Genomic DNA, 18,438 nt, shown 5'->3' with positions numbered 1-18,438 from the left:
ATGATAATTCAAATTTCATTCTCGAATGAAAAAATGAGGGACTTTCAGTCCCTCGTAAAACAAACCTCTGCACTTTCAGTGCAGAGTGGTTTAGTTAATAAAAATCAAAAGGAGTGAAAAAATCTAAAATTCTGGTAATGATTTCAAATGGATTTTTAACCTTAATAAAACTCTAAAATAAGACTAGTTCATTGCTATTTTTTTTAACTTTGATGTAAAATGGACCACAATGGACTTACAAACCCAAAAAATAACGGATTCGATTAACGATCAAGTTATTGAGCATATTGATTTATTTGCTGAAATTAAAAAATGGGGTTAAAAAATTACTAAACCTATCACCTCAATTATTTAATTTTCTACTTTTTCAAATCCAAATGAATTTATCCTTAAAAAAAATCATTTCAACTCTGGATGCTAAAACAATTGACATTCAGGATACCCTTGAAATTGACACTATCTCCATCGACAGCCGTTCCCTGCAAAACAACGAGAAAACGCTCTTTTTTGCATTAGTCGGAACGAATCACGACGCCCATATTTATATAAAAGATTTAATTGCAAAAGGCGTTCGGAATTTTGTTGTAACCCATATTCCCGAAGGTCTAGAGGGAAAAGCCAATTTTTTGGTTGTCAAAAATACACTTGAGGCTTTACAACAAACGGCCTCTTATTACCGAAGTCTTTTTTCGTTCCCAATTATCGGAGTGACGGGGAGCAATGGTAAAACAATCGTGAAAGAATGGCTCAATTTTCTGTTGAGTCCCGACTATAATATCATCCGAAGCCCAAAAAGTTATAATTCACAGGTAGGTGTGCCATTGTCTGTGCTTGCCATAAATGAACAGCATAATTTGGGGATTTTTGAAGCAGGAATTTCGACGGTTTCAGAAATGGATAAACTCGAAAAAATCATTCAGCCAACCATTGGAATTTTGACCAATATCGGTTCTGCACACGATCAAGGTTTTGAAAATTTGGAAGAAAAAATCAAGGAGAAAATGTTGCTTTTCCAAAATTCCGAAGCATTGATTTATCAAAAAAACAGCAATGTTGAGCAACATATTCTTCCAAAAATGAAAGCTGTTTCTTGGTCTTTTATGGATACAACCGCTACGGTTTTTGTTTCCAAAAAAGAACACACTCACGACCATACACTTATTGAATATACCTATAAAGCGAATGTTTCGACCTTGCAAATTCCTTTTGTGGATGATGCTTCGGTCGAAAATGTGATTTCCTGTCTTTTGGTTTTACTGCATTTGGATTACGATGCCAAAACGATTCAAAACCGAATTGAATTATTGTTTCCGATGGAAATGCGTTTGAAGGTGAAAAAGGGAATCAATAACTGCAGTCTGATTGATGACAGTTACAGTTCCGATTTTCAGTCTTTGAAAATAGCATTGGATTTTCTCGAAAGCCAAAAACAGCATCAGAAGAAAACGGTAATTCTTTCGGATATTTTCCAAAGCGGATTGTCGAATGAAGAGTTGTATTCTAAAGTGGCAGAGCTGATAGTTTCCAATAATATTAACCGTTTTATAGGAATTGGAGAAACGGTTTCCACATTAAAAACAAAACTTGACAATGCCTTGTTTTTTAAAGACACCGATGAATTTTTACTACAGTTAGAAAATCTGAATTTTGAAAATGAAACCATTCTGATAAAAGGAGCTCGATCTTTTCAGTTTGAAGAAATCGTGTCGGCATTGGCGGAGAAAACACACGAAACGGTTCTTGAAATCAATCTGAATGCGATAAGCCATAACTTTAATTTCTTTAAGTCAAAACTGAAAACCGGCACCAAAATGATGGCAATGGTTAAAGCGTTTGGTTATGGAAGCGGAGGATTTGAAATTGCAAAACTGCTAGAACATCACAAAGTGGATTATTTAGGTGTGGCTTTCGCCGATGAAGGAATTTCGCTGAAAACGATGGGAATCAAATTGCCGATTATGGTTCTGAATCCCGAAAACACTAGCTTTCCGGCAATCATTCAACATCAGTTGGAACCTGAAATTTACAGTCTGAAAGGGCTGAATGCGTTCCTTAAAATAGCCGAACAGAAAAAATTAAAAGACTTTCCCATTCATATAAAAATGGATACAGGGATGCACCGTTTGGGTTTTGAATTAAATACAATTGATGATTTAATTTCGACTTTGAAAGGGAATCGAACCGTTAAAGTAAAAAGTATTCTGTCTCATTTGGCGACAAGTGATGATTTACAACACAAAGATTTCGTCGAATATCAAATTAATTTATTCGAGAAACTGTCTTCGAAGTTGATGAATGGATTAGGAATTACTCCTATTCGCCATATTTTGAACACTTCGGGTATCAGTAATTTTCCGGAGGCACAATATGATATGGTTCGTTTGGGAATTGGACTTTACGGTGTTTCGAATGATTCAGAAGAGCAAAAATATCTGGAAAACGTTGGGACTTTAAAATCCATTATTTCCCAAATCAGAACGATTCAATCGGGTGAAAGTGTGGGCTACGGCAGACGCTTTATGGCAAACGGAGAATCGAAAATTGCTACAATTCCCATTGGTTACGCCGATGGAATTGCAAGAAGCTGGGGAAATGGTATTGGTTTTATTACGATAAAAAACAAAAAAGCACCCATACTTGGAAGTGTCTGTATGGATATGCTGATGGTTGATGTAACCGAGATTGACTGCAAAGAAGGGGATTCAGTAGTGATTTTTGGCGAAAGCCCAACCGTGACTTATATGGCGGAACAATTGAAAACGATTCCGTATGAGATTCTTACCAGTATTTCCCAGCGTGTTAAGCGTGTTTTTTACAGGGAATAAGAATTATTTTTAAAATAAAATGACTATATTCGTTAGTGTTTTCACATTAAAAATAACCTAAAAACCAAAAAATTATGGGATTTTTCAAAGATTTCAAAGCTTCTTTAATGAAAGGAGACGTACTAAGTTTAGCTACTGCGGTTGTTATTGGTGGCGCTTTTGGCAAAATTGTTGGCTCTGCTGTTGATGATGTTATTATGCCTATCGTTGGTTTATTAACTGGTGGAATTGATTTTACTCAAAAATTCATCACTCTTGATGGTAATAGTTATGAAACTTTGGCAGCAGCAAAAACTGCAGGTGCAGCTGTAATAACTTATGGGAATTTGGTTCAGGCCATCATTAATTTTATAATTATCTCCTTCTTTATTTTTGTAGTTTTGAGAGCTGCGGAGAAGGCAAAAAAGAAAGAAGAGGTTGTTGTTGCAGCTCCAGCTGGTCCAACTCAAGAAGAATTGCTTACACAAATTAGGGATTTGCTTAAAAGTAAAGCCTAAGCTTCTAAGAAAAAATCTTTGAAACTTAGCTTCTCAGTAACTTTGCAACTCAGAAAACATACCGCTTACACTATATATTCTAACTAAACCACTCTATAAAAGGGTGGTTCTTTTTTTGTAAATGATTCTGAATTTCTAAGTTGATAGTATCAATAATTTTTCATAAAACATTCCAATAATCCGCAAGTTTGTCATTCCGACGAAGGAGGAATCTTCGCTTCGTATTCCGTAGTGTTGAGGACTTTGCTTGTCGAGCTACTTGTGAAGATTCCTCCTTCGGCGGAATGACAATATTGGGTATAGGCAGTGTGGATAGGCTTCTTTAGGGTCATTTTATATTACTTTTTAGAATAAAAATTGACAAAAATAAGATTATAGAATTCGTTTTTGATATAAGACAAAAGCTAGAACCTTTATTGAATTTTTAATTTTTTCTAATCTCTAAAAAAGCAGAAAAGTTGTCGTTAGCCCCGATTGCAGTGGAAATCCTCTTGTTCCGGGGTTCGGAACAAGAGATTGCAGCGAAAAGCGGGAGTATACTTGAAATGAAAGCAAATGTTCTGCTCCAAAAAGCTTAAAAACTTAGTATCTCAGCAACCTAGAATAATCACATTGTTTAATTTATAACAATTTGTTAATTTTTGTTAACCCCCTTGTTATCTTTTGAAGTTTACTTACTTTTGTACTTCAAAATAGAAATACACAATAAAAATATATAGAATGAAAATAGCAGTTGTAGGGGCTACCGGAATGGTTGGCGAAATCATGTTGAAAGTATTAGAAGAAAGAAATTTTCCATACACAGAATTAATACTTGTAGCTTCTGAAAGATCAGTTGGGAAAGTAATCGAATTCAAAGGGCAAAAACATACCGTGGTTGGATTGCAGACAGCAGTAGATATGAAAGCAGATATCGCTTTATTCTCTGCTGGCGGAGGAACATCATTGGAATGGGCTCCAAAATTTGCCGAAGCAGGAACTACAGTTATCGACAATTCATCTGCTTGGAGAATGGATCCGACTAAAAAATTGGTTGTTCCTGAAATCAACGCAAATCAATTGACAAAAGAAGATAAAATCATTGCAAATCCAAACTGCTCGACTATTCAAATGGTATTGGCTTTGGCACCTTTGCACAAAAAATACAATGTAAAACGTGTAATCGTTTCTACTTACCAATCTATTACTGGAACTGGTGTGAAAGCGGTACAGCAATTCGAAAATGAAGTTGCTGGAGTAAAAGGTGACATGGTTTACAAATACGAAATCAACCGTAACTGTATCCCTCAATGTGATGTTTTTGAAGATAACGGATACACAAAAGAAGAGATGAAATTGGTTAAAGAAACCAAAAAAATCTTAAGCGACGATTCTATCAAAGTAACGGCTACTGCGGTTCGTGTACCAGTTGTAGGCGGGCATAGCGAGGCGGTGAACGTGGAATTCAGCAATGATTTTGATGTAAACGACGTAAGAACTATTTTGAGCCAAACAGATGGTGTAACTGTTCAGGATAATTTGGACACTTTCACTTACCCAATGCCAAAATATGCTGAAGGTAAAAACGATGTTTTCGTAGGTCGTATCCGTCGTGACGAAAGCCAGGACAACACTTTGAATATGTGGATTGTTGCCGATAACTTGAGAAAAGGTGCAGCTACAAATACTATTCAGATTGCTGAATACTTAATTGCAGCAAAATTGGTTTAATCCAATTTCAGAATTAATAAATTAAGAAACTACAACTTTAATCGGTTGTAGTTTTTTTGTTTTATTACCTTTGCGGTGATGAAAAGAAAACAGCTCATACTTAATCTTTCGCTGGTTGCGGTGGTATTGTTCTCAATACTGTTTCAATCGCTGGATAGTATTGGGCATTTACAGGAAAAATTTTCCGAGAAAGCCTGTCATCACACTTACAATTCCAGTTCTGAATTCACGCACCAGCACCACAATTTTGATCATTGTTTTGTCTGCGAATTCGGCTTCAGCAGTTTCATAACGCCGGTAAATTACTCCAGCGCATTCTTTGCCAAAAACTGGAAAATTCCTTATTTCAATACAGTTTCCGAGTCTGTACACTCCTTTTCGGGCAGTCTGTATTCCCATCGTGGTCCCCCAAATTTATAATTACCGCTAAAATTATTTGAAGCGAAAGAATTGGCTTTATCGGCAATGATCGTTCCCGCTTTCCGTTGCAATTCCCGATCAAGAAAAAACTACGGCAAAAAAGCCTTGTTTTTCTAAATCGGGAGATTTCCACTGCAATCGGGGCTAAAGAGCCGGCATAGTGCATTTTTGGAATTATTGCCAAACATTATTAAAGGTTTTTGGCATAATCCGCAAATCCGCAATAAATAGAAATCTGCGCATATCCGTTTGATCTGCGTCATCCGTGTTCTATTGCGCAATCTGTAAATTTTTCAAATAAAAAGCACCACAAAGGTTAAGTCCAACAAGAGATTTAGTCAATAATTCAACCATTCACAAAACATTTTCAATCATTGCTTTCTTTTAAAAAGAACATTGATTGGAAAACAATATACATTATATGAAACGATATTTATTAGTCCTCTTTCTAGGGCTTACCACTTTTTTACAGGCACAAAACACCATAACCGGAAAAGTAACCGATACCAAAAATAATCCTTTAATTGGAGTTGTCGTTTATGCCACTGAGGCGCATAAATCAGCAAAAACAAATGAAAACGGAATATATACTTTAACCGAACTTCCAAACGGAGAGGAAACTTTGGTGTTTTCATACGTAGGTTTTGCGGTTCAAAACAAAAAGATTCAAAAAGTTCAAAATACGCAGACACTCGATATTGTAATGGACGAAAAGGCTTTTCAAATGGATGAGGTTATTGTCTCCACGCCTTTCTCCAAGTTACAGTCTCAAAACGTGATGAAAGTCGATCGCGAAAGCGTCAAATCGATGCAGGAAAAAGGAAGCGCCACTTTGATAGAAGGCTTGGCAACAATTCCCGGAGTTTCGCAGGTTTCTACGGGAACATCAATCGGGAAACCGGTAATCCGCGGATTGAGCGGTAACCGTGTTTTGGTTTATACTCAAGGAATTAGATTAGAGAATCAGCAGTTTGGCGACGAACACGGTTTGGGATTAAATGATGCCGGAGTGGAAAATGTTGAGGTTATAAAAGGTCCGGCATCTTTGCTTTACGGTTCGGATGCGCTGGGCGGGGTTCTGTTTTTTAATCCCGAAAAATTTGCTTTGGCAAATACTTTTCAAGGTGATTTTGGACAGCGAATGTTTTCAAATACTCTTGGAAGCAACACAACTCTGGGCTTGAAAGCTTCAACCGATAATTGGAAATATTTGATTCGTGGTGCTTACACCACCCAATCCGATTATAAAATTCCAGATGGGGACAGAGTGACCAACACCCGTTTTCAGGAAATGGATTTCAAAGCAGGAATCGGATACAGCAATGCGAAGTTTTCGAGTGTTTTTAGATACAATTACAATAATCTGGATTTAGGAATTCCCGAAGACGGAATCGCCGACCAAACCACTACCAAGAAAACGGCTTTCCCAAAACAAGGTGTTTCTAATAATTTATTCTCTTTGAACAATACTTTGTTTTTTAGTAACTCAAAATTAGATGTGAATTTAGGATTCATTCAAAATGACCGCAGCGAGTTTGAAGACAGTGATGTAGCGGTTTTGCATATGGTTTTAAACACATTCGATTATAATGTTAAATACTATTTGCCCAAAATTGGTAAAGTAGAGGCGATTGTTGGCGTTCAGGGAATGTCTCAAAACAATAAAAATCTGGGTGAAGAATATTTGATTCCAAATGCAACGACCAATGATTTTGGGATTTTTGCAACAGGAATTTATGGCTGGGGTTCTAATTCGGTGCAGGCAGGTATTCGATTTGATAACAGGCATTTAGTTTCTGATGAACATGGAATTGCTGCTGAAGAAGGATATTTTGAATCACTTGATAAAAAGTATGACAGTTTCAATGCTTCATTGGGATACAAAACGGATTTTGCTAAAGATTTGACTTTTCGATTAAATGCTGCAACAGGTTTTAGAGCACCGAATTTGGCGGAACTTTCGTCAAATGGTGTTCACGAAGGTACATTTCGTTATGAAATTGGAAATTCTAATTTAAAAACTGAACAAAACCTGCAGACCGATTTGGACTTGGAATACAAAAGCACTCACTTTGAATTTAGCGTAAGCGGTTTTTACAACCATATCAACGATTATATTTATTCGTCTCCAAGTGGTGTCGAAATCGATGGTTTTAAAGTATATGATTATATTCAGAACAATGCCAGTCTTTATGGTGGAGAAGCTGCACTTCACATTCACCCGCATCCATTGGATTGGTTACACATCGAAACCAGTTTTGAAACTGTAACTGGTAAATTACAGGATGGCGGTTACTTGCCTCAAATTCCGGCAAACAATTGGGATAACACTATAAAAACCGATTTTAAAATTGGTAAATGGCTTGAGGACAGTTTTGCGACTTTGAATGTTTCAACGACTTTGAGTCAGAAGAAAATTAGCGGTTTTGATATTCCTTCGGATGGCTACACTTTGCTCAATATGGGTTTTGGAGGAAAAGTAAATCTCGGTAAAACTACTTTTGACGTTAACCTGAATGGAAATAATCTGCTGAACAAAACTTATATTCCGCATTTGTCCCGATTAGCAACTTCGGGAATACCAAATTTGGGAAGGAATTTTGTCTTGGGAGTGGCGTTTAAATTCTAACTCAAAGCTTTGCATAATATCCTGTGATCTTTGTGTTTAAAAAAATAATCTCCAATGAAGAGTTCTCTTTATTGGGGATTATTTTTTGATTATTATTACCTGATTACATCTGTGAACTTAGGTTTTTATAACAAAACAGTTCCGTTGCTAAATTATTTAGAATGCCAAAATAATTATTTTGCACTTAATAAAAGTAACCATAATGAAAAGCGAAATATTACAATCTGAAATCATTTTAGAAAATGAAATAGTTTTATTGATTCCTTTCGAAAGTGAAAGAAATATCGAACTCAAATCAATTATTTATGATGATGAAATTTGGAAATACATGGGAATGTATGTTCGAAATGATGCTGATTTTAAAAATTATGTCAAAAGCACTTTAAAACAAAAGGCAGACGGAATATGTTATCCGTTTTTAATTATTGATAAAATTACAAATAAAGTTGCTGGAAGTACGAGATATGGATATTTAAATCATGCAAGTCAAAAATGCGAAATTGGATGGACATGGTACGGTAAAGATTTTCAGGGAACAGGATTAAATAAAGCCTGTAAGTATGAGTTGTTAAATTTTGGTTTTGAAAATATTCAATTTAGAAGAATTCAATTTAGTGCTGATCTTGAAAATGAAAAATCCCAAAGAGCAATAGAAAAATTGGGTGCTTTAAAAGAAGGTTTGTTTAGAAATAACTACATAGATTCTGAAGGGAAAAGCAAAGATGATGTTTATTACAGTATTATTTCAGAAGATTGGCAGGTTATTAAAGCCGAATATTTCCCAGAGTTTATAAAATAATGTTATAAAAAGAAGAACCCCAATAGCAATTGTGCCATTGGGGTTTTATTTTAATATTCTACTTTTCCGATCTGTCGCATAATCCGAACAATTTTTGTCTTTCGGTTGTTGATGTAGGATGAAGAACTGGTTGCTTTGTATTTTCTTGGATTGGGCAAAATAGCGGCGATTCCGGCGGCTTGCTGCATCGTTAAGCTCGATGCGTCTCTGCGATACCAATGCTCGGTTGCGGCATAAGCTCCGTATACTCCGTCACCCATTTCGATGCTGTTGAGGTATACTTCCATGATACGCTGTTTGCCCCAAATAAGTTCTATCAAAACGGTAAAATAAGCTTCCAGACCTTTACGCAGGTAGCTTCGGCCTTGCCAAAGAAAAACGTTTTTGGCAGTCTGTTGTGAAATGGTACTTCCGCCTCTTACTTTCCGGCCTCGTTCGTTGCTCTTGTATGCTTTTTGCATCGCAATAAAATCAAAACCATTATGAGTTAGAAAGGTTCCGTCTTCACTGGCAATTACTGCTTTTTGAAGGTTCATCGAAATTTTTTCAATAGGTTCCCAATTGTGGCTGAAATGATTTTCTTTGTCAGCAGCGTTATTCTCAAAATAACGGATTACCATCAACGGTGTAAATGGTACGGGCACAAATTTAAAAAGCACTACTGAAGCTATTGAAAGTCCAAAAAACCATAATAACGCTTTTAGTAAAAACCATTTTACTTTGGACATAAAGTTTCCCTGTTTTTTTTTAACGGGTTTCTTTGCTGCTGTTTTTTTGGGTGTTATTTTGGTTGCCATTTTTTATTCTAACTCTTCTTTTGATTTTGAACCAAAAGTAGTTTTTATTACGTTTATTTTTTAATGACTTTAAAAGTTTTTTTCTTGTCCTCATTTGTAACATTGATTAAGTACACGCCTGTTGTGTATTTTTTGAAATCAATGCTCACATTTGGTTTTGAAAATTTACTTTCAAAAATTGATTGTCCATTTGTACTGTAAACTTCAACTTTAGAAATCACCGAATTACTTTCGATGTTCAAAGTATTTTCGACAGGGTTTGGATAATATTTTAAATTTTCCAATTCATTTTCGGCAATGGATAAAGTTGCTGTAGGACTAAAAACAAGATTGTCCAGATAAGCGTTATCGCCATATTCTGATTTTCCTATGTGTTGCAAAGAAATGCGGATTTCGGTTCCTGCGTATGGAGTCAGATCATATTTTAGGGTTGCAAATTCATCTGCATCATTCGAAATTGGCTGAACTTCATTTCCTATAATTTTGCCATTTATGAGAACTCTAAATATGGATTCATTGCTATTTTGATTATAGGTTTGTTTGAGGTCAAATTGCATAAATAGGGTTTGTGCATTTCGGGCATCTACTTTCATATTCAATTTTGTTATGAACTCCGGATTGGCTTCCCAAACATTTGAGGCATCTGATGATAATTTTGAAGTTTTTTTGTTCAATTGTGAAGCGGTACTTTTCCAATTTCCTGAATTATTGCTTCCATTCATAGCAATTAGATTGTTTGCGTCGTTTGAAGGATCCAGAGATACTATTATCGAACTTTGATTGGTGCTTTCCAAAATTAGTGTTTCATCTAATGGAGTTTCAAAGTCATATTTTATATTCGCAGTTTTTCCATTTATGGTTGAAGTATAACCTTCTTCCAATTTTAAATTGTCAATTAATGCGTTTGCTGAACCCGAGTAGGTAGCCATTATCTGGTAACTATAGTCACCTGTTACAAGGGGAGTGTAATAAAAAACAAGATCTCTATATCCATATTCAGTCAAATATCCATCTCGGGATGGTCTTGATTCAATATTATATTCGTTTTGGCCTCTGCCAATTGCCAGGCTTATCCCTATCGCTGCATATTCATATGCTTTAACAGCTTTCATGCTAAACTTATAAGTTGTTCCCGCTACTAAATGAAACATCGGACTAAAGAAGCTAGGATAGGAACCGTTCATGTGGATAAATGTATTATCATCAAAGCCTGTTAAAAATTCATTATAATTAAAATAGGATGAATAATTTTTCACTTGATCTTTTTCCAAGGAGTATTCTCCATTAGAATGTTTGAAACAGCTTGGCAGCATGTTTTGTCCATATGCGCTCAGGTTGCTAAAATTCTCTGACCACGGCAAGGTTTGTATCTCACAAGTTGTGTCTATTTTTTTTGGACCAACAAGGATTGAGTTTCCTGATCCGCAGGTGGTTTTAAAATAGAAATCATAGTTGGTTGATTCGGATAGGTCTGAAATGGTTATTTCGTTTTGGTTAGTGTTTACTTTAGTCCCATTTCCAGCAGCGAAACCTCTAATTCCATATTCTATTTCAACATTTTGCGGTGATTGATTTCCTGATGTCCAATTAATATGAACTGAATTGTTATTTATGTTTGAAAAAACAATATCTATTGGCTCATAGCATGCTAATGTTTGGTCATAATAAAAATCATCAATTAAAATTGTATTAGTACTTCGATATTCATTTGGCTCGCTTTCAATCTTAAATGCTATCTGCTTATTGGATCCTTTATATTCTGAAAAATCAATATTATATTGTTTTCCGTATTGTGGTGTTTTTTTTATCTCATCAAAAGAAATAGATTGGTACGGTTCAAAAGTTGAAAGATCTAAAGGATTCTTTATTGTTCCGATAATTAAATTACCTGATTTAGTATATGGTGATAATCGGTTATAAATCCAGAATTTTATTTTTTTAGAATTATCGAAGTCTGATAAATAAGGAGTTATTAAATATGCAGTACCTGATTCGTCTTGTAATAAATAAACATTTGGAGCACTGTTTATATTGGTCAGACTAAATTCATCAATACGGGAAAATTGATGGTTATTATAAGTCCAGCAAAAATCAATGACATCGCCATAATTATTTTTATAAGAGTCAAAATTTTCTACAAAAGGTGCTGTTTTAGAACATGCGATTCTAAAGGTATATCTGTCACTCCAATCGCTCGCTATATTTGCTTCACAATAAGTACGAACCCTGTAATCGTATGAATTCTCAACTAATCCGGTTAAATTAAACGGATTTGTTTTTACGGTTATTAAAGTACCTGTTCCTTCTGTAAATCCTTTTGGTCCATATTCGATTTCCCAGCTTTCAGATTGTTTTTGGCTGTTGTTGTCTTTCCAGTCCAAGGAAACACTATCAGTTCCTGATTGGCTTGCTCCTAATTGAGCTGGTCGTGGGCAATCGTTTTGCGTATATTCAAAATCATCGATATATAATCTTATTAAACGAGCATTGTTTTTGCCTTGTTTTATGCCGACATATTTATCCGTACCGTAATAATTTGAAAAATCAATTTCATATTTCACCCATTTCCCTATATTTCCGGCAGGAATTGCAATTGTTCTATAAGAAGTGAAAGTTGTATAATCCTCCGGATCCGAGAGAGTTCCTATAACAAATTCTACAGCGGTATTGCTGTCTTCTTTTGGCGAAAGCATCCAAAAACTAAATCTTTTATAATTATCGAAATCTTTCAATCTTGGTGAAACAAGAACTACTCTGTCTGTTTTTTCTCCCACGCCAGAAGGATACGGTGCATCTAGCTGATTTAGCATATATACCGAATGCGAACCACTCTTTGCTGGTTGAGCAGTCATTGTTATAAACTGATTTTTATCCCAATATCTTTGTTCAATATTAGGCACAATTCTAGTCCAGCAGCCAGTTTTTTCAAAAGAGACATTTTCAAAATCATCACTATATCCCACAGTTATCCCTGAACATTTGGTTCTAAAATAGCCTCTATCAGACCAGCCACTATAATCATTGTCACATTTAGAACGAACATAAAAATCATATACCGTATCGTCTAAAACAGATTCAGTAATTTTAAAAGGGAATGAGGTTGCATTTACAATAGTTCCGGTTCCATGCGCAAATCCTTTCGGACCAAATTCTATCTGCCATTCTGCTGCTGGCTTGTAATTGTCCCAAGTAACAGTCGCAAAATCAATACCAGAACTAAGAACTCTAGGATTTATAGGTTCTATGCACAATGGCGAATTTTCATAAACAAAATCATCTATGCAAAAAATTGATTTGGACGATTCATTTTGTTTTAGAGCGATATAATGATGGTTATTGCTTTTTAGATAATTGTCCAGATAAATAGTATGTTCTTTCCAAATATCTAATTTATTTGGATTGTCAATCTCATTCATTTCTGATGCTGAAATTGTTTTCAAGGGAATGAAAGTAGTGGCATCCTTTGGGTCAGACATCGTTCCTATAGTCAGGGAATTGTTATTATAAGTCTGGCTTGAACTATAAGCAAGGAGACTGAATCTAATTCTCTTAGTGGCTTCTAAATTTGCAATGTAAGGAGTTATCAAAAATGATTTTTGACCAGAATCACCATACGAATTCATAATAATCATTTGTGAACCCGTTTTAGGCAATGGTTTTAAACTCCAGTCAACGTTTTTATCTTTTGTTATTATAGCATAATTAGTATTAGTACTCCAGCAGGGATCTATATAATCGCCTCCTTCAAAAGAGGTTGTATAAGTTCCCGAAAAATCATTACAGACGGTTTTAAAACTTATAGTCCGAGTCCAATTCGAATATAAATCATCAACGCAGTTTGCCCGTAATTTTACTTCGTAGTCACTGTTTCCTGTCAAATTATTTATGACAAATGGACTGCTTTGAATATTGAACGTTTCAGTGGTTTGTGTAAAAAGATTTTTTAAACTAACCTGAAAATTAGTTTGGTTTGGAGAATCAAAACTTATCTGAGCTGAATTTTCCTGAACATTTGTAACTGCAAAATTAGATTGGTCATAACAATTAGAAGCTTCCTCATAACTGATATCATCAATATAAACTTCGGCATCGCCAATATAGTTGTATGATTTATTTTTGAATTTGAAAACAATGTAATTATCATTTCCTTTATAATTATTAAAATAAATAGTTCTTTGTTCCCAATTTGCTGTAGCTGGTCTTTCAACCTCAGATAATAAATGAAAAGTGCTTGGGTCGTTTGGATCTGTCATTGTCCCTACAAGTAACTCTTCATTGGAATCGTAATTATAAACCCAAAAGCGTATCTTTCTTTCGGTTGCTAAATCTTTAAATTTTGGCGAAACAAAGGCAATATGACCGTTAGCACTTTTGTCTAAATTGGTCATAATTATTGAAGAACCTGGATTATCTCCATGATTATAATTTTCTGTCAATGCTATATAAGCCTCATTTTTAGGGTTGCTGTATAATAGACCTTTCCACTCTAAATCTTTTTCGTTTGTATTATTAAAATTAATGGCGTAGCCCAAAGAATAATAATTGTCGTTTGTGGCAAATACTGTTTGAGTCTGCGACCAATCAGTCCATGTAATGGTACTGCCGTTAAAATGATTTTCTCTTATCCTGAAGACATATTTTTTTAACGGATTTAATGTAAAACGGTAAAAATCCCATCCGGAAACCTTTACAGAAGTTCCTTGCCCAGGCAGAAATCCTTCCGGGCCGTATTCAAATTCCCATTCAGCAGTAGTATAAACACTGTAATTAAGATATTCAATCATAGCCTCACCTGTTAATGAAACTGTAATTTCAAAATCTAAATTAGCGGTAATGGGTTTTGTCTTGCTGGCGGCGTTTGAAAAAAGTAAGTTGAAAAAAGAAAAAATAATTACTAAAGTAGTTTTCTGCATGTTTGGAGAGTGTTTTTTTATTGGTAGTTTTATACTAAATCTGCTAATTCGGTTCCTATTAAACTGCCTATTGCTACTCCCATTCCGCCTAATCGAACGCCACAGCAGACGTTTTCGGAAAGTTGGGTAACTATTGGCTTTTTGCTGTTGCCAATGCCCATAATACCACTCCAGCGGTGTTCAACCTGAACATTGTAATCAGGTAAAATTACTACTTTTAATAAGTATTCCAATTTTTCTTGCACTATTTTTGTTTGACCAAATTCGGTAGTGGTTTCGGCATCAAAATCCAGATTTCTGCCTCCTCCAAGCAATATTCTATCACCAATATTTCTAAAATAATAATAGCCTCTGTCCAAATGGAAAGTTCCTTTTATATCAAGATTTGGAATAGGTTCTGTGATTAGAACTTGTGCTCTTGCTGGTTTTACTCCTCCTTTTGTTAGTTCATTAGCAAAACCATTGGTGGCAAATAATAGTTTTTTGGTAGTGAAGCTAAAATCGTTTAGCGCTACTTCTACACTATTCTCCTTGTCCAAAAAGGAGGTCACGGTTTGCTGGTTCAGAATTAAAATATCCTCTGAAATTGCTTTTTTCAGCAAAGCCTGCATCATATTTCCAGTGTCGATTTGACCTTCAAAGGGATTGAAAATTAAATATTCGTGGATGTTTCCAAAACCAAAACGATCTACTTCTTTGGCAAAAACATCTGCTTTAAAAAGGGGTTTTAAAATCTCGTTTATGAAAGATAATTTATTGGAACATTCTGAAAAACTGCTTTCATCGTTTTTCAAAAACAACTCATAACCGCCATAAGGCTTGAAGTCAATCACTTTGTCACCAAGATTTTTTCTTAATAACTGCAGTCCATTCCATCTTTTTTGAATAAGCTGAATTACTTCTTCTTCGGTATGTGATTTTAAATCGTCTATGATTTCTGAAATACTTCCAAAACAGGCAAACCCTGCATTTTTAGTACTGGCACCTTGCGGAAGCATTCCTTTTTCGAGTATTAATATTTTACTGGCTGGATACTTTTCGCGCAAGCGCAATGCGGTATGAAGCCCGACAATACCGCTTCCCACAATAGTAAAATCTACGTTAGTAAACCAATTCTTTATTTCCCAATAGCTTAACTGCATTTTCCTTTTTTTTATAAAATTAAATCTTTTTTTTAGTTTTTGAATTGTTTCTATCGAATATCACCCGAAGAGAATGTCCTTTGAAATGTGTAATTATTTCAAATGAGACACGATTTGGCATTATAATTGAGAAGTAAATGATAGTAATATAAATAAGATTTTTTCATTTGATGAAATCTGGAAAATAAATTAAAATACTTTGTTATGTTTGAAAATGTTGATGAGCTCATAGAAGTTAATATGAAGCTATTGTATGCATCGAAATCCCAATATATGATGCGGATAAATTTCAAGGATGAATATGGTTTTAATCTGAAAAATTCCAAGGCCTTTGCAGATATTTTAGTTAAAAAAGGAATTATTTTATTAGAAAGCAGTCAAGGTTTTCGATGTGATTTGACAGATTTAGGAAGACAAATTTATATCAATGGGGGATGGATCAAGTATATGCGGACCTCTGAACCATTTTCAGCAATCAATTCTGAGATTACGATAGATTCTCAAGTAAAAAAAAATAAAAAATCACTTTTTAAAAAGATAATGATTGCAAGCATAATCATATTAGTATTGTGCTTTTTTATCACCCTTATTACTGTTGAAATATTTCATAAACAGTAATTTTTTACTTCCTTTTTTAGCATTAAATTGTTTCATTTCTTTTAGGTTTTTTTTAAGTATAGCCATTTGTTTAAATTGATAATTATATTGCTATATTTGAAAACTGAACATATATTTTCAATAATTATGAAAAGAATACTCTTTTTAATGCTAACAATGATGAGTTTGACAGCAAGTGCACAAAATGTAATGACTCCAGAATTGCTCTGGAAATTAGGACGAATTTCTCCGTTGGGAATATCAAAAGACGGCAAGAATGCTGTCTATAAAGTATCGACTCCTTCAGTCGATGAAAACAAATCGAGTTCGAAGTATTATACCGTCGCTATTAATGGCGGAACAGATGTAGAAATTAAGGATACCAAAGAGGTTTTGGCTGATAAAAATACCTCTCCAGATGGAAAATTTATTGTTTACAGTGAGGAAGTAAAAATTGATAAAGTATTAGGGAAAGACTTTTATCCTGAGCTAGATAAATCCAATGTTCAAATCTATAACGGCTTAGATTACCGCCACTGGGATACTTGGAACGAGGGGAAATTTAACCACGTTTTTTACAAAGAAAATAAAGAAGGTGCTGTAGGAATTGATATTCTAAAGGGAGAAAATTTCGACAGTCCGCAAAAACCTTTTGGCGGTGATGAAGATTATATCTGGTCGCCGGACAGCAAAAGCATTGTATATGTGTGCAAGAAAAAAGCAGGAACTGAATATGCTCTTTCTACAGACACCAATATATATGAGTACAACTTAGAATCTGGAAAAACAGTTAACAGATCCGAAGGAAATGCAGGTTATGACACTGCCCCACAATTTTCTCCTGCTGGAGATTTGACTTGGTTACAAATGAAACGTGACGGATATGAATCAGATAAAAACGATTTAATTGTTAGTTTCAAAGGCATGAAAATGAATCTGACTGCCAATTGGGACGGAACTGTAGACAGTTTTATATGGAGCCAGGATGGTAGAAAAATTTACTTTATCGCACCAATAGACGGCACAAAACAATTATTTGAAGTGAATTTCCCTGGAATGACTAAAATTGCAGTTCAGGTTCACCAAATTACAAATGGTGATTTTGATGTAAGTGATTTGGTAGGTTTTTCAGGAGATAATATCATAGTTGCGAGAACGGATATGAATCACGCAGCAGAATTATTCTCCTATAATTTGAAGAAAAATACTTGGAAACAGCTGACTAATGTTAATACAGCGACTTATTCATCATTGGCATTAAGTAAAACTGAAAGACGCTACGTAACAACAACTGATGGAAAAAAAATGCTGGTTTGGGTAATTCTGCCTCCTAATTTTGATGCTACTAAAAAATATCCAACACTGTTATTTTGCCAGGGAGGACCGCAATCACCGCTTACACAATCGTATTCTTTCCGTTGGAATTTCCAATTAATGGCTGCGAACGGATATGTAGTTGTAGCACCAAACCGTCGCGGTATGCAGGGTCATGGAGTAGAATGGAATGAAAAGATCAGTAAAGATTGGGGTGGACAGGTAATGGACGACTATCTTTCGGCTATTGATGATGTAGCCAAAGAAAGTTATGTTGATAAAACACGTTTGGGCTGTGTTGGTGCAAGTTACGGAGGATATTCTGTGTTTTATTTAGCGGGAATTCATAACAACAGATTTAAAACATTTATTGCCCACGACGGAGTTTTCAACACGCAGAGTATGTTCGGGACTACCGAGGAAGTTTTCTTCAACAATTGGGATTTTGGCGGTGCATACTGGGAGAAGGACAATGCGGTTGCACAAAAAGCCTATAATCAGTTCAATCCTATCAATTATGTTCAAAACTGGAACACGCCTATTTTGATTATTCAGGGAGGAATTGATTTTAGAGTGCCAATCGGGCAAGGGCAAGAAGCTTTTCAGGCCGCTCAAATAAGAGGAATTAAAAGCAGATTCCTTTATTTCCCAGAAGAAAACCATTGGGTGCTGCATCCTCAAAACGCTCAGATCTGGCAGAAAGAATTTTACAAGTGGCTTAAAGAAACCTTGTAAATCTCAAAGCAAATGATATTTTTGTAACAATATTTCGTTTTTTGTTACATATTAAAAAAT

The 18,438-nt window shown here is 35.0% G+C and carries 11 protein-coding genes; 7 read left to right on the top strand and 4 right to left on the bottom strand.

Translation table 11 applies throughout. From position 1 onward, the window contains the following. Positions 1-377: 377 nt before the first annotated feature. The 3 genes from C8P67_RS19065 (at position 378) to C8P67_RS19055 (ending at position 5,032) form a co-directional block, all read left to right on the top strand. Complete coding sequence (locus tag C8P67_RS19065; protein ID WP_115814779.1) at positions 378-2,825, top strand: bifunctional UDP-N-acetylmuramoyl-tripeptide:D-alanyl-D-alanine ligase/alanine racemase; 2,448 nt, start codon at positions 378-380, stop codon at positions 2,823-2,825. A gap of 74 nt (positions 2,826-2,899) precedes the next feature. Then, positions 2,900-3,322, top strand: a complete 423-nt coding sequence (gene mscL, locus C8P67_RS19060; RefSeq protein WP_115814778.1) for a large conductance mechanosensitive channel protein MscL — start codon at positions 2,900-2,902, stop codon at positions 3,320-3,322. Positions 3,323-4,042: 720 nt separating this feature from the next. Then, entirely contained in the window at positions 4,043-5,032 is a 990-nt protein-coding gene (locus C8P67_RS19055) for an aspartate-semialdehyde dehydrogenase (RefSeq protein WP_115814777.1), read from the top strand. A 168-nt stretch (positions 5,033-5,200) separates the two neighbouring features. Here the strand turns inward: C8P67_RS19055 and C8P67_RS22200 are convergent, their stop codons facing one another. Continuing rightward, positions 5,201-5,431 (bottom strand): hypothetical protein, encoded by a 231-nt coding sequence (locus tag C8P67_RS22200; RefSeq protein WP_170141495.1) that lies wholly within the window; start codon positions 5,429-5,431, stop codon positions 5,201-5,203. A 442-nt stretch (positions 5,432-5,873) separates the two neighbouring features. Here C8P67_RS22200 and C8P67_RS19045 point away from each other — a divergent pair, with 442 nt between their 5' ends. Both C8P67_RS19045 and C8P67_RS19040 read left to right on the top strand, forming a co-directional pair. Further along, positions 5,874-8,081 (top strand): TonB-dependent receptor, encoded by a 2,208-nt coding sequence (locus C8P67_RS19045; protein ID WP_115814775.1) that lies wholly within the window; start codon positions 5,874-5,876, stop codon positions 8,079-8,081. 202 nt (positions 8,082-8,283) lie between these two features. Beyond that, a complete protein-coding gene (locus C8P67_RS19040; RefSeq protein WP_115814774.1) occupies positions 8,284-8,880 on the top strand; it encodes a GNAT family N-acetyltransferase in 597 nt (198 codons plus the stop codon). Between the two features lie 50 nt (positions 8,881-8,930). Here the strand turns inward: C8P67_RS19040 and mtgA are convergent, their stop codons facing one another. From mtgA to C8P67_RS19025, 3 genes are read right to left on the bottom strand one after another with little or no spacing between them, the layout of a single operon-like run. Beyond that, positions 8,931-9,677: a monofunctional biosynthetic peptidoglycan transglycosylase gene (gene mtgA / locus C8P67_RS19035; RefSeq protein ID WP_115814773.1), complete on the bottom strand. Its 747-nt coding sequence runs from the start codon at positions 9,675-9,677 to the stop codon at positions 8,931-8,933. A 53-nt stretch (positions 9,678-9,730) separates the two neighbouring features. Continuing rightward, entirely contained in the window at positions 9,731-14,590 is a 4,860-nt protein-coding gene (locus tag C8P67_RS19030; protein ID WP_115814772.1) for a T9SS-dependent choice-of-anchor J family protein, read from the bottom strand. Positions 14,591-14,619: 29 nt separating this feature from the next. After that, positions 14,620-15,732, bottom strand: a complete 1,113-nt coding sequence (locus C8P67_RS19025; RefSeq protein WP_115814771.1) for an NAD(P)/FAD-dependent oxidoreductase — start codon at positions 15,730-15,732, stop codon at positions 14,620-14,622. A 204-nt stretch (positions 15,733-15,936) separates the two neighbouring features. Between C8P67_RS19025 and C8P67_RS19020 the strand changes: the two genes are divergently transcribed. Then, entirely contained in the window at positions 15,937-16,350 is a 414-nt protein-coding gene (locus C8P67_RS19020; RefSeq protein WP_115814770.1) for a hypothetical protein, read from the top strand. A gap of 126 nt (positions 16,351-16,476) precedes the next feature. Then, entirely contained in the window at positions 16,477-18,378 is a 1,902-nt protein-coding gene (locus C8P67_RS19015; protein WP_115814769.1) for a S9 family peptidase, read from the top strand. Positions 18,379-18,438: the final 60 nt, after the last annotated feature.

Origin of the sequence: Flavobacterium aquicola, assembly GCF_003385115.1 — a bacterium.
In the GTDB taxonomy this organism is placed as follows: domain Bacteria; phylum Bacteroidota; class Bacteroidia; order Flavobacteriales; family Flavobacteriaceae; genus Flavobacterium; species Flavobacterium aquicola.
This window is presented reverse-complemented; position numbering and strand designations above follow the sequence as displayed.

Bases quoted from the DNA above. Each gene is read 5' to 3' on its own strand.
- C8P67_RS19065 (WP_115814779.1), top strand. From the start codon at position 378: ATGAATTTATCCTTAAAAAAAATCATTTCAACTCTGGATGCTAAAACA.
- mscL (WP_115814778.1), top strand. From the start codon at position 2,900: ATGGGATTTTTCAAAGATTTCAAAGCTTCTTTAATGAAAGGAGACGTA.
- C8P67_RS19055 (WP_115814777.1), top strand. From the start codon at position 4,043: ATGAAAATAGCAGTTGTAGGGGCTACCGGAATGGTTGGCGAAATCATG.
- C8P67_RS22200 (WP_170141495.1), bottom strand. From the start codon at position 5,431: ATGGGAATACAGACTGCCCGAAAAGGAGTGTACAGACTCGGAAACTGT.
- C8P67_RS19045 (WP_115814775.1), top strand. From the start codon at position 5,874: ATGAAACGATATTTATTAGTCCTCTTTCTAGGGCTTACCACTTTTTTA.
- C8P67_RS19040 (WP_115814774.1), top strand. From the start codon at position 8,284: ATGAAAAGCGAAATATTACAATCTGAAATCATTTTAGAAAATGAAATA.
- mtgA (WP_115814773.1), bottom strand. From the start codon at position 9,677: ATGGCAACCAAAATAACACCCAAAAAAACAGCAGCAAAGAAACCCGTT.
- C8P67_RS19030 (WP_115814772.1), bottom strand. From the start codon at position 14,590: ATGCAGAAAACTACTTTAGTAATTATTTTTTCTTTTTTCAACTTACTT.
- C8P67_RS19025 (WP_115814771.1), bottom strand. From the start codon at position 15,732: ATGCAGTTAAGCTATTGGGAAATAAAGAATTGGTTTACTAACGTAGAT.
- C8P67_RS19020 (WP_115814770.1), top strand. From the start codon at position 15,937: ATGTTTGAAAATGTTGATGAGCTCATAGAAGTTAATATGAAGCTATTG.
- C8P67_RS19015 (WP_115814769.1), top strand. From the start codon at position 16,477: ATGAAAAGAATACTCTTTTTAATGCTAACAATGATGAGTTTGACAGCA.